The sequence below is a fragment of the Pseudoclavibacter sp. 8L genome, assembly GCF_902506465.1.
GTDB lineage: Bacteria > Actinomycetota > Actinomycetes > Actinomycetales > Microbacteriaceae > Pseudoclavibacter.
This window is the reverse complement of sequence record NZ_LR733185.1, coordinates 639,733-653,234: the sequence shown is the minus strand read 5'-3', so window position 1 is coordinate 653,234 and position 13,502 is coordinate 639,733. Positions and strand designations below refer to the sequence as shown.

The 13,502-nt window shown below is 69.9% G+C and carries 14 protein-coding genes; 11 read left to right on the top strand and 3 right to left on the bottom strand.

All coding sequences use genetic code 11. The features are described from left to right. Positions 1-99 precede the first annotated feature (99 nt). Together GV007_RS03115 and GV007_RS03110 are read left to right on the top strand one after the other, a co-directional pair. Positions 100-453, top strand: a complete 354-nt coding sequence (locus tag GV007_RS03115; protein ID WP_160070951.1) for a hypothetical protein — start codon at positions 100-102, stop codon at positions 451-453. Then, on the top strand, positions 450-1,916 hold the full coding sequence (locus tag GV007_RS03110; protein WP_160070950.1) for a hypothetical protein: 1,467 nt from the start codon (positions 450-452) through the stop codon (positions 1,914-1,916). The genes GV007_RS03115 and GV007_RS03110 overlap by 4 nt, the downstream gene beginning before the upstream one ends. A gap of 9 nt (positions 1,917-1,925) precedes the next feature. Here the strand turns inward: GV007_RS03110 and GV007_RS03105 are convergent, their stop codons facing one another. Beyond that, a complete protein-coding gene (locus tag GV007_RS03105) occupies positions 1,926-2,348 on the bottom strand; it encodes a phage holin family protein (protein ID WP_104243893.1) in 423 nt (140 codons plus the stop codon). Positions 2,349-2,537: 189 nt separating this feature from the next. Between GV007_RS03105 and GV007_RS03100 the strand changes: the two genes are divergently transcribed. The 8 genes from GV007_RS03100 (at position 2,538) to GV007_RS03065 (ending at position 11,206) form a co-directional block, all read left to right on the top strand. Further along, entirely contained in the window at positions 2,538-3,668 is a 1,131-nt protein-coding gene (locus GV007_RS03100) for a thiamine pyrophosphate-dependent dehydrogenase E1 component subunit alpha (RefSeq protein ID WP_160070949.1), read from the top strand. A gap of 62 nt (positions 3,669-3,730) precedes the next feature. After that, positions 3,731-4,696 (top strand): alpha-ketoacid dehydrogenase subunit beta, encoded by a 966-nt coding sequence (locus GV007_RS03095; protein WP_104244172.1) that lies wholly within the window; start codon positions 3,731-3,733, stop codon positions 4,694-4,696. A gap of 33 nt (positions 4,697-4,729) precedes the next feature. Then, entirely contained in the window at positions 4,730-6,163 is a 1,434-nt protein-coding gene (locus GV007_RS03090; protein WP_160070948.1) for a dihydrolipoamide acetyltransferase family protein, read from the top strand. 932 nt (positions 6,164-7,095) lie between these two features. Beyond that, positions 7,096-8,193 (top strand): metal ABC transporter substrate-binding protein, encoded by a 1,098-nt coding sequence (locus GV007_RS03085; protein ID WP_160070947.1) that lies wholly within the window; start codon positions 7,096-7,098, stop codon positions 8,191-8,193. After that, the gene (locus GV007_RS03080; RefSeq protein ID WP_104243885.1) at positions 8,190-8,999 is read left to right on the top strand and encodes a metal ABC transporter ATP-binding protein; all 810 of its coding nucleotides are present in this window, start codon (positions 8,190-8,192) and stop codon (positions 8,997-8,999) included. The genes GV007_RS03085 and GV007_RS03080 overlap by 4 nt, the downstream gene beginning before the upstream one ends. After that, on the top strand, positions 8,996-9,907 hold the full coding sequence (locus GV007_RS03075) for a metal ABC transporter permease (protein WP_160070946.1): 912 nt from the start codon (positions 8,996-8,998) through the stop codon (positions 9,905-9,907). Before GV007_RS03080 ends, GV007_RS03075 begins: the two co-directional genes overlap by 4 nt. 2 nt (positions 9,908-9,909) lie before the next feature. After that, positions 9,910-10,746 carry a metal ABC transporter permease gene (locus GV007_RS03070; protein ID WP_160070945.1) on the top strand — a complete coding sequence of 279 codons (837 nt, stop codon included), beginning with the start codon at positions 9,910-9,912 and terminating at the stop codon, positions 10,744-10,746. A 1-nt stretch (position 10,747) separates the two neighbouring features. Next, positions 10,748-11,206, top strand: coding sequence for a Fur family transcriptional regulator (locus GV007_RS03065; RefSeq protein WP_104243879.1), 459 nt, complete (start codon positions 10,748-10,750; stop codon positions 11,204-11,206). A 43-nt stretch (positions 11,207-11,249) separates the two neighbouring features. Here GV007_RS03065 and GV007_RS03060 read toward each other — a convergent pair whose 3' ends face one another. After that, positions 11,250-12,230 (bottom strand): aldo/keto reductase, encoded by a 981-nt coding sequence (locus tag GV007_RS03060; protein ID WP_160070944.1) that lies wholly within the window; start codon positions 12,228-12,230, stop codon positions 11,250-11,252. A gap of 127 nt (positions 12,231-12,357) precedes the next feature. Between GV007_RS03060 and GV007_RS03055 the strand changes: the two genes are divergently transcribed. Beyond that, positions 12,358-12,627, top strand: coding sequence for a hypothetical protein (locus GV007_RS03055; RefSeq protein ID WP_160070943.1), 270 nt, complete (start codon positions 12,358-12,360; stop codon positions 12,625-12,627). A gap of 27 nt (positions 12,628-12,654) precedes the next feature. On the opposite strand, the gene GV007_RS03050 is transcribed toward GV007_RS03055, so the two are convergent. After that, the gene (locus tag GV007_RS03050) at positions 12,655-13,485 is read right to left on the bottom strand and encodes a nitrilase-related carbon-nitrogen hydrolase (protein WP_160070942.1); all 831 of its coding nucleotides are present in this window, start codon (positions 13,483-13,485) and stop codon (positions 12,655-12,657) included. Positions 13,486-13,502: the final 17 nt, after the last annotated feature.

Below are 13,502 nucleotides of genomic sequence, written 5' to 3'. Positions count from 1 at the left end.
GTGGATGCGCGTCCCTCCACACCCGTGGGCGTGCATCCGTCGCTGCTCCTCCTGCCGCCTCAGGATCGGAGCCATCGACGCAGGAGAGGACCACCGCGAATGCCAGAGACCACGTCTTTCGTTCCCATTACGCCGTCGACGATCGGCCAGACGCTGCCGTTCGTCGATGCCGCGAGGGAGCAGATCATCCGGGCCCTGCAGCTCATCGCCCTCGACAACGCTCGCGCCCTGCACGCCTTCGGCTCGGGCACCACCGACATCTGCACGGGCCTCAGGCTGCTCGCGGTCTCCGACGCGTGGAGCTCGCCAGCCCAGCGCTGCCTTGCCATCGAGGCCGAGCTCCTCGCCGACGCGATCGGACTCGTCGCGACCGCTGCCGAGCTCGCCGAGGATGAGTACCGCCGAGCGCATGGGGCATTGACCCTCGAGCTCGAGGCGCTGGGAGCCCGATGAGCGGCGAGGTTGTCGTCGTCGGTCCGAGCGACGTCCGCGCCGTCGCCGCCCGTGCTGGGCTCTTCGCCGTCGACTTCGAAGCGCTCCGCACGATCCTCGCCGGTCAGGAGTGGATGCCGCCGTCGGCATGGCTGAGCGGTTCGGGTCTCACGTTCGCCGCAGCAGCGGCACAGGGCGAGGTCGCGTTCTTCGGAGGGGCGCCGCTCGAAACCCAGCTGTCCTCACTCGGCGAGCGCATCCAGCTTGCCGCCGAACTGTACGAGCGGGCCGAGGCGGTCTCTGCGGCCGTTGTCCAAGCAGCGGGCGCAAGCGCTGCCAACTTCCTCGGCCGCTCGCTGCCGCTGACGGTCGCGCTGCTCGGTCCGGCGGCTGGAATCGCGGCGCTCGCGGCTCTTGCGGGGGAGGCGCCGACTCTGAGCGACCCGCGGGTGCAGGAGCTCATCCGCGTCACCGTCGAGAACGCCGATGACTTCGCGCTCGGGATGCTCGGTCTCCCGCCGGTCCCCGGCGCCGACGGCAGCAACCTCGTGTCGTGGGCGCTCGCCGCGGCTGGTGTGGCCGGGCTGACCCCCAGCGATCGCTTCCGGGTGGGGCGCACCAGTGCTCCGCTCGATGGCCGGGATGCCGCTCCCACGGGACTCCAGCCGCTGGTCGCCGCGATCCCGCCCTCGGTCGACGGAGGGCCGCAGGTCCGCGTCACGAGCTACGTCGACGCGGCCGGAGCCCAGCTCTACGAGGTCGCGATCACGGGCACCTCGAACCAGTCGTACGGCACGACGGGGAACCCCTTCGATCTGGCCGGCAACCTCGCGGCGTATGCGGGGATCGAGTCGCAGTCGGTGTCTGCCGTCCTCGCGGCGATGGCAGAGGCGGGTATCGAGCCGGGCGATGCCGTCGTGTTCGCCGGCTACTCGCAGGGTGCGCTCGTCGCGGCGTCGATCGCCGGGCTGGGGAAGTTCGACACGAAGGGCCTCGTCTCGATCGGGGGTCCCATCGACGCCGAGCGGCTGAGGGCGCAGCTCCAGCACCAGCAAGACGATGGGCGCGGCGAGGGCGGGTCGCCGGGAAGTCGAGCCCCGATCATCGAGATCCAGCACCGGGAAGACCCGATCGTCGGCCTGCAGGGTCTCGCCCCGGACGGTGAGGACTCGACGGTCGTGCTCGCCGATGCCGATGCGGTGACTCCGTTCGACGACGACCCGCTCGCGGCCCACGCGCAGACGCGCTACCTCGAGACTGCCGGCATCGCCGACGCGAGCAGGGTGCCTTCACTCGAGGCGGCGCGCACGGATCTCCTCGACGTCTACGACGGCTTCGAGCTCGACGAGTCGAGGCTCTACACGGTTGACCGGCTCGACCCGCTGCCGGAGCCCAGCGAGGCCATCGACGAGGCGAGTCGGCTCATCGAGGAGAAGTTCGCGCCCATCACGAGCAACCTCAAGCCAGACGACATCAAGATCTGAATGCCTCGATCAGGCTTCGCGACGGCGACGCTCATCGCTCTTGAGCTTCGAGTCGGCACCGCGCACCCAGCCGCCGAGCACCGCGGTGACCACCGACATGATGAGCGCTGCGAGCACCGCCCACCAGAAACCGGAGACCTCGATGCCGAAGCCGATGCTGTCGCTGATGACCCCGACGAGCCAGAACAGGAAGCCGTTGACGATGAACGAGATGAGGCCGAGCGTGAGGATGTAGAGGGGGAACGCGACGACACGCACGACCCCACCGACCACGGCGTTCACGACGCCCCAGATCAGTCCGAACAGTGCGAGCGTGCCGATGACGCCCCAGGTCGACTCCTCGAACGGGATGACCTGGACATGCGCCTGCAGGATGAGGGTCACGACCCAGAGGGCCACGGCGTTGATGAGGATGCTCAGAATGGCTCGCATGCCCCCATTCTCCCCAATCCTGCGGTGAAGCGGCTGGGGCGTTCACCCGCTTCGTGTCGTCGATGCCGTGCAGGCTTGGCCCGAACTGTTGGAGGATTTCTCCTGAACGGCCATGGGGTGGAGAACTAGACTGGCGAAATCTCGGGCAACCGCCTGCGAGATCGGAACAGCAGGAAGGCGCCACACGACGTGACTCCAGGCGACGAGACCGTGCAGATCCTCACTCCAGAGGGAGAGGTGAAGCCGACGAAGGCCGCCGAGCCCTTCCTGGAGCAGCTTGAGCTGCTCACCACCGAGGACTACCTGCGCGCCTACCGCGACATGAGCTACGTGCGGGCATTCGACCGCGAGTCGACCATGCTGCAGCGCCAAGGACAGCTGTCGCTGTACGTCCCGGCCGAGGGGCAGGAGGCCGCCCAGATCGGCTCCGCCTACGCCATGCGCCCGCAAGATGCTGTCTTCCCCTCCTACCGCGAGCACGGCGTCGCCTTCGTGCGCGGCGTCGACCTCGTCGACGTGCTGCGCCTGCTGCGCGGCGTGACCCACAGCGGATGGTCGCCGGAAGGCCACGGCGTGCGCCCCTACACGCTGGTCATCGGCTCGCAGACCCTCCACGCGACGGGCTACGCGCTCGGCCAGAAGTTCGACGGCGCCACCGGCACCGGCGACCTCGACAAGGACGAGGCGAGCGTCGTGTACTTCGGCGACGGCGCGACCAGCCAGGGCGACACCAACGAGGCCTACATCTTCGCGACGAGCTATCAGGTGCCGCTCGTCTTCTTCCTGCAGAACAACCAATGGGCCATCTCCGTGCCCGTCTCGGTGCAGGCGAACAACCCGCTCTACAAGCGCGCGGGCGGCTTCGGCATGCCCTCGACGCACATCGACGGCAACGACGTCATGGCGAGCTTCGCCGTGACACGCGCGCACCTCGAGCGGGCGCGCGCCGGGGGTGGCCCCGGCTTCATCGAGGCCGAGACGTACCGGATGGGCGCCCACACGACGACGGACGACCCCACCAAGTACCGCACGAGAGACGAGGAGGAGTCGTGGCGCCGCCGCGACCCGATCGCCCGCCTCGGCGCCTACCTGCGCGCGCAGGACGTGGGCGAGGACTTCTTCACCGGCGTCGACGAGGCAGCGAAGGACTACGCGGCCGACGTGCGCCGCGGCGTCTTCGAGATCGAAGAGCCCGACAACGACTCCATGTTCGAGAACGTGTACAGCGACCCGCATCCGCAGCTCGAGGAAGAGAAGCAGTGGCTGCGCCGATACGAGGCGTCCTTCGACGACAACGCGAGCCAGGAGGCAGCCCGATGACCGACGTCGCCACGAGCACCACAACGCCCGGGTCGGAGACGGATGCGCCGGAGACGGTCACCATGCCGCTCGCGAAGGCCATCAACGCCGGCCTGCGCCGCGCCATGGAGGACGACGACAAGGTCGTGCAGCTCGGCGAGGACATCGGCACGCTCGGCGGTGTCTTCCGCGTCACCGAGCACCTGAAGCGCGACTTCGGCGAGAACCGCGTGCTCGACACCCCGCTCGCGGAGTCCGGCATCATCGGCACCGCCATCGGCCTCGCCATGCGCGGCTACCGGCCCGTGTGCGAGATCCAGTTCGACGGCTTCATCTTCCCCGGCTTCGACCAGATCACGACGCAGCTCGCGAAGCTCACGAACCGCAACGAGGGCCGCCTGCAGATGCCGGTTGTCATCCGCGTGCCCTACGGCGGGCACATCGGTGCCGTCGAGCACCACCAGGAGAGCCCAGAGGCCTACTTCGCGCACACCGCCGGCCTCCGTCTCATCTCCCCGTCGACGCCGAACGACGCGTACTGGATGATCCAGCAGGCCATCAAGAGCAACGACCCCGTCATGTTCTTCGAGCCCAAAAGCAAGTACTGGCAGAAGGGCGAGGTCAGCCTCGCCGCCCCCGCTGCCGGGATGCACGCGAGCCGAGTTGCCCGCGTCGGCACCGACGTGACGCTCGTCGCGCACGGCGCCATGACCGCGGTAGCGCTGCAGGCGGCAGCGGTCGCCGAGGCCGAGGGCATCAGCCTCGAGGTCATCGACCTCCGCTCGCTGAGCCCCATCGACTACGCGCCGATCGTGGAGTCCGTCCGCAAGACGGGTCGCCTCGTCATCGCGCAGGAAGCCCCCTCGAATGCCAGCATCGGCTCCGAGATCGCCGCGACCGTGCAGGAGCGAGTGTTCTTCTCGCTCGAGGCGCCCGTGCTTCGCGTGTCGGGCTTCAACGTTCCCTTCCCGCCAGCGAAGCTCGAGGCGAGCTACCTGCCGGACGCAGACCGCATCCTCGAAGCCGTCGACCGCTCGCTCGAGTACTGAACCAAGCCCGCACAGATAGAGGCAAGCACACCAATGAGCACCGAGAACTTCGAACTCCCCGACGTCGGGGAGGGACTCACCGAGGCCGAGATCGTCTCCTGGCACGTGAAGGCCGGCGACAGCGTCGAGCTGAACCAGACGCTGTGCGAGATCGAGACGGCCAAGTCGATCGTCGAGCTGCCCAGCCCCTTCGAGGGCCGCGTCGTCGAGCTCTTCGCGAGCGAGGGCCAGACCGTCGACGTGGGCAAGCACATCCTCTCCATCGAGACCGCTGGGGTCTCGAGTAGCTCCGAGGCGCCCGCCGCGGCTCCTGAGGCCCCGGCTGCCGACCTCGAGTTCGATGCGGCACAGGCGGATGCGGCTTCCACCGTCTCCAGCGAGGGCGCCGAGTCTGGCGCCAACTCGGTGCTCGTCGGCTACGGACTCGGTGACGCGCCCACCACGCGGCGGCGTAAGAAGTCGGCCGCACCAGCCCAGCCGACGCGCCCCGCGCAGATCCCCGCACCGGCCCAGCCGTCGCACCGCCCAGCCGCGCAGGCTCCCGCCCCTACATCTGGGGCGGCACGGACGCAGGCACGCCCCGGTTCGGTGCCCGCCGCATCCGCGTCGCCGATCATCGCGAAGCCCCCGATCCGCAAGCTCGCGAAGGACCTGGCCGTCGACCTGTCGCAGGTCGAGCCGACCGGACTCGCCGGCGAAACGACCCGCGACGACGTCATCCGCCACGCGCAGCAGGCGAGCGTCTTCAAGAACCTCGAGACCCCCATCTGGGGCGAGGTCCGCGAGGAGAAGCACCCCGTCAAGGGCGTGCGCAAGGCCACAGCGAACGCAATGGTCTCTTCGATGTTCACGGCACCGCACGTGACGCTCTTCACCGACGTCGACGCGACACGCACGATGGAGTTCGTGAAGCGCCTCAAGGCGTCGCCCGACTTCGCCGGCGTGAAGGTCTCGCCGTTGCTCATCGTGGCGCGCGCCGTGATGTGGGCGATCCGCCGCAACCCGATGGTCAACGCCGCGTGGACCGACGAGGAGTACACGGTCAAGCACTACGTGAACCTCGGCCTCGCCGCCGCGACCCCGCGCGGGCTCATCGTGCCGAACATCAAGGATGCGCACGCCATGACCCTGCACCAGCTGGCGCAGGCCATCGAGCAGCTCACCTACCGCGCCCGCGACGGGAAGACGCCGCCGACGGAGATGCGCGACGGCACGTTCACGATCACCAACATCGGGGTGTTCGGGATGGACACGGGCACGCCCGTCATCAACCCCGGCGAGGTGGGCATCCTCGCGCTCGGCACGATCAAGCTGAAGCCGTGGGTGTTCGAGGACGAGGTCCGCCCCCGCATGGTGACGACGCTCGGCGCATCGTTCGACCACCGCTTGGTCGACGGGGACGTCGCGAGCCGCTTCCTCGCCGACGTCGCGACGATCGTCGAGGAGCCTGCGCTGCTGCTCGACTGAGCCGCGCTCGGCCCCGGTCGTGCGCGTCCGCGCGCCCGTCCCCGCCCCCGCTGCTACCGCGGCCAGAGTTGTGGCTGGACGCAGTTCCGCCTCCGCCAAGGCGCACTTCGTCACAACTCTGGTCAGTGGTTGCGCTGGCTCCTGGGATGCGTGCTCACCGCGTTGCACAGAGTTGTGGCGGGGTGTCGTTGGCGCGGGGTGCAGCAGCGTCTATCCACAACTCTGCACCGGGCTGCCGAGCCACCCAGCCGCCGAGCCTCCGGGCCGCCGGGCCGCCGAGCCGCCGGGCCGCCGAGCCGCCGGGCTGCCGAGCCGCCGAGCCATCGGGGCGCGGGCTGGGCTAGCCGGCCCGTGAGGTGAGGGCGGACCGGGGTCCGCGCACCTCGTGTTGCGCAGGGTTGTGGCGGGATGTTGTTGGCGCGGGGTGCAGCAGCGTCTATCCACAACTCTGCGCCCAGCCACCCAGCCACCGAGTCGCCGGGGCGCGGGCTGGGTTCGCCGGCCCGTGGGCCCGTGAGGTGAGGGCGGACCGGAGTCCGCGCACATCGTGTTGCGCAGGGTTGTGGCGGGATGTTGTTGGCGCGGGGTGCAGCAGCGTCTATCCACAACTCTGCACCGGGACGCCGGCCAGCGAGCCACCGAGCCACCGGGCCACCGGGCCACCGGGCTGCCGAGCCGCCGAGTCGCCGGGGCGCGGGCTGGGCCCGCCGGCCCGTGAGGTGAGGGCGGACCGGGGTCCACGCACATCGAGTTGCGCAGAGTTGTGGCGGGATGTTGTTGGCGCGGGGTGTAGCAGCGTCTATCCACAACTCTGCACCCAGCCACCCAGCCGCCGAGCCGACGGGCAGCTGCCGGGAGTCACCGCACTGCCCGACCACAATTCCCAGCCCGCGCAATTGACATTGATTCTCAGTACGAATTACACTCCACGGGTGAACCTTCGCTCTCCTGCCCTCATCGCCCTCGCCGGCCTGTCCACTCTCGCGCTCGCGGCCTGCTCCGGTCCGACCGCGGCCACCGACAGCACCGCGGCGCCCACCGCGGAGGGCGAGTCGTTCACCGTCGTCGCGACCACCACGCAGGTCGCCGACTTCACTCGCGAGCTCACCGAGGGCCTGAACGTCGAGGTCACGCAGTTGCTGCAGCCCGGCATGAGCGCGCACAGCTTCGAGCCGACCCCTGCCGACCTCGTCGCGCTCGGCTCGGCCGATCTTGTCGTCTCGAGCGGCGCTGGACTCGAGGAGTGGCTCGACGCGGCCGTCTCGTCGAGCGGCTACGCGGGCGAGGTCGTGGATGCCTCGGCCAACGTCATGCTTTCGGGCAGCCACGAGCACGAACACGGTGAGGAAGAGCACGCCGAAGACGAGCACACGCACGCCGAGGGCGAAGAGCACAGCCACGAGGAGGAGGCGCACGCCGAGGGCGAGGCGCACGCCGAGGATGAGCACGCCGAGGGCAACCCGCACACGTGGACCTCGCCGGCGAACGCGAAGCTCATGGCGGCCGAGATCGCCACGCACCTCGAGGAGCTCCCCGGCATCGACGCCGCCACGGTGCAGGCGAACGCAGACGCGTATGACGCCGAGCTGACGGAGCTCGACACGTGGATCGCAGCGAACGTCGACGCCGTCCCCGAGGCCGAGCGAGTCGTCGTCACCAACCACGACGCGCTGCACTACTACCTCGACCAGTACGGCATCACGTTCGTCGGCTCGATCATGCCGAGCTTCGACGACAGTGCAGAGCCGAGTGCCGCGGAGATCGACTCCCTCATTGCCGAGATCAAGGAGCACAACGTGAAGGCCATCTTCACCGAGACGCAGCTCTCCCCGCAGAACGCGGAGACCATCGCGGCGCAGACCGGAGCGAAGGTGTTCTCGGGTGATGAGGCGCTGGCGACGGATGCGCTCGGCGAGCCGGGAACCCCGACGGGCACCTATGTCGGTGCGACGGTGCACAATACTCAGATGATCATCGAATCCTGGGGCGCCACCGCGACCGACGTGCCTGAGGTGCTCGCGCAGCAGTGACGCATCCAACCCCGCTCGTCTCGTACCGCGACGCCTCCATTGCCTATGGCAGGGAGGCGCCTGCGTTGACCGGTGTGTCCTTCGAGTTGGGGGAGGGCGACGCGGTCGCGCTGCTCGGCCCGAACGGCGCAGGCAAGTCGACGCTGCTGCAGTCGCTGCTCGGTCTCCTGTCGACCAGCGGCACCGCGGAGGTGCTTGGCTCGGCTCCGGGGTCTCGTGCGTCGGAGGTCGGCTACCTGCCGCAGTCGACGCACATCGACCCCGACTTCCCCGTCTCGTTGCGCCAGGTCGTGATGATGGGCCGCTACCGGCGCATCGGGCTGCTCCGGTGGCCGCGGGCCGCTGACCGCGAGATCGTGCGTCGCGCCATCGAGACGGTCGGGCTGACCGAGCTCGCCAACACGACCTTCGGTGAGCTGTCGGGTGGCCAGCGGCAGCGCGGCCTGCTCGCTCGGGCGCTCGCCACCGAGCCGAGGCTCATCCTCCTCGACGAGCCGTTCAACGGCCTCGACCGTGCCAACCGGGATGCGCTCATCGCGACCCTGCGCCGCCTCCGCGAGACGGGGGTCGGCATCGTCGTCTCCACGCACGACCTCGAGCTCGCGCATGAGGTGTGCTCCCACGTGCTGCTGCTCAACGGCAGGCAGATCGCGGGCGGGCCCATCTCGGAGGCGCTGACGGACGCGGCGCTCGCGGCGGCGTTCTCCGGCACGTCCGCCGACACCGAGGCGCACGGCGGCGCCCACGGCACGGTCTGCGCGCCGGGCGGCGACGACAGCGACGACCACGAGCGGGCCCGGGTGTGACCGATCTCTCCGTCCTGCTGCAGCTGCCGTTCGTGCAGAGCGCGGCCGTCGCCATCATCGTGCTCGCGGTCGCGAGTGCCATCGTCGGCACGGCCCTGGCACTCCGCGGCCTCGAGTTCCTCAGCGACGGCCTGGTGCATTCGGTGTTCCCCGGCGTCGTGATCGGCTTCATCGCGGCCGGCACCGACGGTGTCTACGTCGGCGCCGGCATCGCGGCCCTGATCGCGACGGTTGCACTGACCATCGCCTCGGCGCGGGGCATCGGCTCCGACGCGACCATCGCGGTGGTCCTCGCCGGTGCGTTCTCGCTCGGCATCGTCATCGTCTCGCGCAGCGTCGACTACGCGTCAGGGCTCGAGCATCTCCTCTTCGGGCAGCTCCTCACGGTCTCGAGCGCCGACATCGTCGCGATCTGCGTGCTCGGCGGCGCCGCCGTGCTGCTGGTCCTCGGCACCTGGAAGGAGCAGCTGCTCGTCTCCTTCGACCGCAAGCAGGCGCAGGCCTCCGGCATGCGGGTGCTCGCCTACGAGCTGGCGCTGAACATCGCGATCGCGCTCGTGGTCGTCGCAGCCGCGCGCGCGGTCGGCAACCTGCTTGTGCTCGCCCTCCTCATCGTGCCGGTCGCCGTCGCTCGCCTCGTCACGCGTCGGGTCTGGGCGATCGCCGTGGTCTCGCTCCTCGTGTCGGTCGGCTGCGGGCTCGTCGGCCTCTGGGCTGGCCTCTGGCTGTCGCTGGATGCGGGCATCCAGGCTTCCCCGAGCGCCGTGCTCGTGCTTGTGCTCGTCGCGCTGTACCTCGTGGTGGTCGTCGTGACCAGGCTCACCGCGTTCGCCGCCGCCGCCCGCCGCCGAGGCACCGCCACCGCTGCTGACCGTGCCCCCGCATCCGCTGCCGGGGTGGTCTCGTAGCCATGGACTACTTCGCTCTCGCGCTGCTCACGGGCACGCTGGTCGGCCTCCTCAGCGGTCTCGTCGGCGTGCTGGTGCTGCTGCGCCAGCGTGCCTTCTACACCGTCGCCCTCACGCACGCGACGTTCCCCGGCGGTGTCTTCGCGGCCGTCGCGGGCATCAACATCGTCGCGGGCGCATCCATCTTCAGCCTGTTGCTCGTGGCGCTCATGGCCGCGCTCTCGCGAGTGCCGCGGCAGGGCAAGCAGGTGGCGGCCGGCATCATCCTGAGCTTCGGCTACGCGCTCGGCATGCTCTTCGCGTCGCTCAACCGCGGCCAGTCGGTGCGGGTCGACTCGTACCTGACAGGGTCGATCCTCGCCATGAACCCCACGAACGTGTGGCTGCTCGGTGGGGCGCTCGTGATTGTCCTCGGTGTGTACGCGCTCTTCGGCAAGCAGCTGCTGTTCTCGAGCTTCGATGCCCGCGGCTTCCGCGCGGCCGGCTTCCGCGAGGGCGCCTGGGATCTCGTGGCGCTGGCGCTCATCACGCTCACGGTGGTCGTCGCGATGCCGGCGATCGGTTCCATCCTCGCGATCGCCATGATCGCTGCGCCCGCGGCGGCGGCCAGGCTCCTCACGAAGCGCATCGGGTGGATGCTCGCCCTGTCCTGCGCGTTCGGCGTCACCGCCGCCGTGGTCGGCCTGCAGGTGTCTCGGTCGCTGTCGTTCGCGGCCGGCGGGTCGATGGCGCTCACCGCGGTCGCGATCTTCGTCATCGCGCTCCTCGCGAAGGGCGTCGTCGACCGGTTCGCGCAGGGCGTCTCGCAACGCGCATCCGCCCCCGGTATGGTCGGCTGATATGAGCGACGAGACGAACGGTGAGGGCGGCGCGACCGCCGGTGCTGCCGCGGCCCCCGTCAAGAGGAACACTCGTCAGCGCGAGGCCGTGCGCCGCGCTCTGGCCGAGTCGTCGGAGTTCGTGAGTGCCCAGGTGCTGCACCAGCGGCTGTCGGCGGCTGGCGAGCGCATCGGGCTGGCCACCGTGTACCGCACGCTTGGCGCGCTGAGCGAGAGCGAGGAAGCCGACTCGCTGCAGAACGCCGAGGGGGAGGTCGTCTACCGCGCCTGCGTCATGGGCGAGCACCACCACCACCTCATCTGCCGCAACTGCGGAGCGGCCGTCGAGATCACGGCCGACCCCGTCGAGCAGTGGGCGTCGAGCGTCGCCGCGAAGCACGGCTACACGCAGGCGAGGCACGTGGTCGACATCTTCGGCCTCTGCCCGAAGTGCACGGCTGCAGCTGCGGCGTCCGCTTAGCCCGCGCGGGGCGGCCCCGCAGTGGAGCCGCCCGCGGGGCGGGTCACCACCGGGCGTGGACCGTCTGGCGGAAGAACCGGTCGTAGATCTCGTGCACGTTCGCGTCGAGATCTGCGGGCAGCTCGAGCGAGGCGGCGGATGCGTTCGACTCCGCCTGCGCTCGGTTGCGTGCGCCGGGGATGACACTCGTCACCCCGTCCTGCGCTGCAACCCAGGCGATGGCCGCCGCGGCGGGGGAGATGCCCTCGGGAAGTGCCGCGGCGAACGCCTGGGCCGCCTCGACGCCGGTGCCGAAGTCGACGCCTGAGAAGGTCTCTCCGACGTCGAACGCGCTGCCGTCGCGGTTGTAGGTGCGGTGGTCGTCGTCCGAGAAGGTCGTGTCCTTCGTGTACTTGCCGCTCAGGAGGCCGGAGGCGAGGGGCACTCGGGCGATGATGCCGACGCCAGCCTCGCGCGCTGCGGGCAGCACGAGGTCGAGCGGCTTCAGGCGGAACGCGTTGAAGATGATCTGCACGGATGCGGTTCCCGGCCTGGCGATCGCGGCGAGGGCCTCATCAGCGGTCTCGACGCTGACACCGTAGGCGGCGATCGCACCCTCGGCGACGAGCGTGTCGAGCGCGTCGTAGACGGCGTCGTTGGAGAACACGGGGGTCGGCGGGCAGTGCAGCTGCACCAGATCGAGGGTGTCGACGCCCAGGTTCTTGCGCGAGCGGTCCGTCCAGTCCCGGAAGTTGGCGAGCGTGAACTCGGCGGGATCCTGCGGGCCCCTGCGTCCCATCTTCGTGGCGACGAAGACGTCGGCGTTCGGGTTCTCGCGTCGGAACGACCCGATCAGCGTCTCGCTCCGACCGTCACCGTAGACGTCGGCGGTGTCGAAGAAGGTGACGCCGCTCTCGACGGCGGCGCTGAGGACGTCGAGCGCTGCGTGCTCGTCGACGTCACCCCAGTCGGCGCCGAGCTGCCAGGTGCCGAGGCCGACGATGGACACGGGGCGGCCGGTACGGCCGAGGGTTCGCTGAAGCATCCCCGATGCTAACGCGCCGCACCTGACCTAGGACCGTATAACCCGTGGCCGCGGTTGACACCCGCGGCCGACACCCGCAGCCGACTCGTCGACGTCGCGTCCAGTTGCCGCTCGTAGGGTTGTGGGCATGAAGCCCCAGCAGGAAGCCGCTCCCCAGCAAGTTGCAGTCTGGTATTTCGTTGCCGCCACCTTCATCTTCGCCGGCCCGGCGCTCATCGCGGATCTTCCCGTCTGGGTGCGCATCGCGTCGCTCGTCGTCGGCCTCGTGCTCGTCGTCTTCGGCGGGCGGCAGCTGGGCCGCGAGACGGCGGTCCGCCGACGGTCGAGGGATGCGGCGCGGCCCGACACCCAGGACGGCTCGGCGTCCGAGCCGATCGGGCCGACGAGCGACCGGTAGGCGTGCAGCTGGCCGAGCAGTGCGGGGCTAGCGAAGGTCGCGGAGGTCTTTCAGGTACGTGTTGACCTCGCGGGCCTTCGCCACCTCAGCGGAGGTGAACTCAGCGCTCAGCAACTCGGCGTCGTCGCGGCCGGCCATGGCGAGGGTGTTGCCGTAGGGGCTCGCGATGCAGCTGAGCCCCGTGAATCCCGGACCCGAGTGGTTCGCGTAGGCGATGTACAGCCCGTTCTCGAGGGCCCGCACGGGCACCATGTGCGTCGAGATGACCTCGGCGTTGTAGGAGTGCCCTGGCTGGCCGCCCGCGACGTCGCCCGTCGACGGGACGGCCGTCGGGATGAGCAGTGCCTCCGCGCCCGCGACCGCGGCACGTCGCGCGATCTCGGGGAACTCGATGTCGTAGCAGATGGCGAGCGCGACCCTGAGGCCCGCGACCTCGACGACCTCGGCGGCGGCATCCCCCAGGTCGAAGACCCGCTGCTCCTCAGCGCCGAAGAGGTTCGACTTGCGGTAGCGGGTGAGTTCGTTGCCGTCGCTCGCGAAGAGCGATGCTGAGATGAAGCGTCGCTCGGTCGTGGCGTTGGCGGCGAACCCGGCTGAGCGCTCGATGGTGTGCTCGACCGTGGATGCGACGATCGCGATGCCGGAGTCGGCGGCGATCCGTGCGATCTGCTCGCGGATGGCCGAGCCGTCCTCGCCGGCGACCCGCTCTGGCGCGTAGCCGGTGGCGAAGAGCTCGGGTGTGACGAGGATCTCGGTGCCTGCCTCGGCCGCTCGCCCGGCGAAGGAGCGGAGGAGCTCGAGGTTCTCTTCGACGGCGCCGACGGCGCCCTGTGCCTGCAGTACGGAAATCAGCGCCATTGCCAGCCTCACATCGT

Excerpts from the sequence above, each read along its gene's own strand:
- GV007_RS03115 (WP_160070951.1), top strand. The coding sequence starts at position 100 with ATGCCAGAGACCACGTCTTTCGTTCCCATTACGCCGTCGACGATCGGC.
- GV007_RS03110 (WP_160070950.1), top strand. The coding sequence starts at position 450 with ATGAGCGGCGAGGTTGTCGTCGTCGGTCCGAGCGACGTCCGCGCCGTC.
- GV007_RS03105 (WP_104243893.1), bottom strand. The coding sequence starts at position 2,348 with ATGCGAGCCATTCTGAGCATCCTCATCAACGCCGTGGCCCTCTGGGTC.
- GV007_RS03095 (WP_104244172.1), top strand. The coding sequence starts at position 3,731 with ATGCCGCTCGCGAAGGCCATCAACGCCGGCCTGCGCCGCGCCATGGAG.
- GV007_RS03090 (WP_160070948.1), top strand. The coding sequence starts at position 4,730 with ATGAGCACCGAGAACTTCGAACTCCCCGACGTCGGGGAGGGACTCACC.
- GV007_RS03070 (WP_160070945.1), top strand. The coding sequence starts at position 9,910 with ATGGACTACTTCGCTCTCGCGCTGCTCACGGGCACGCTGGTCGGCCTC.
- GV007_RS03065 (WP_104243879.1), top strand. The coding sequence starts at position 10,748 with ATGAGCGACGAGACGAACGGTGAGGGCGGCGCGACCGCCGGTGCTGCC.
- GV007_RS03060 (WP_160070944.1), bottom strand. The coding sequence starts at position 12,230 with ATGCTTCAGCGAACCCTCGGCCGTACCGGCCGCCCCGTGTCCATCGTC.
- GV007_RS03055 (WP_160070943.1), top strand. The coding sequence starts at position 12,358 with ATGAAGCCCCAGCAGGAAGCCGCTCCCCAGCAAGTTGCAGTCTGGTAT.
- GV007_RS03050 (WP_160070942.1), bottom strand. The coding sequence starts at position 13,485 with ATGGCGCTGATTTCCGTACTGCAGGCACAGGGCGCCGTCGGCGCCGTC.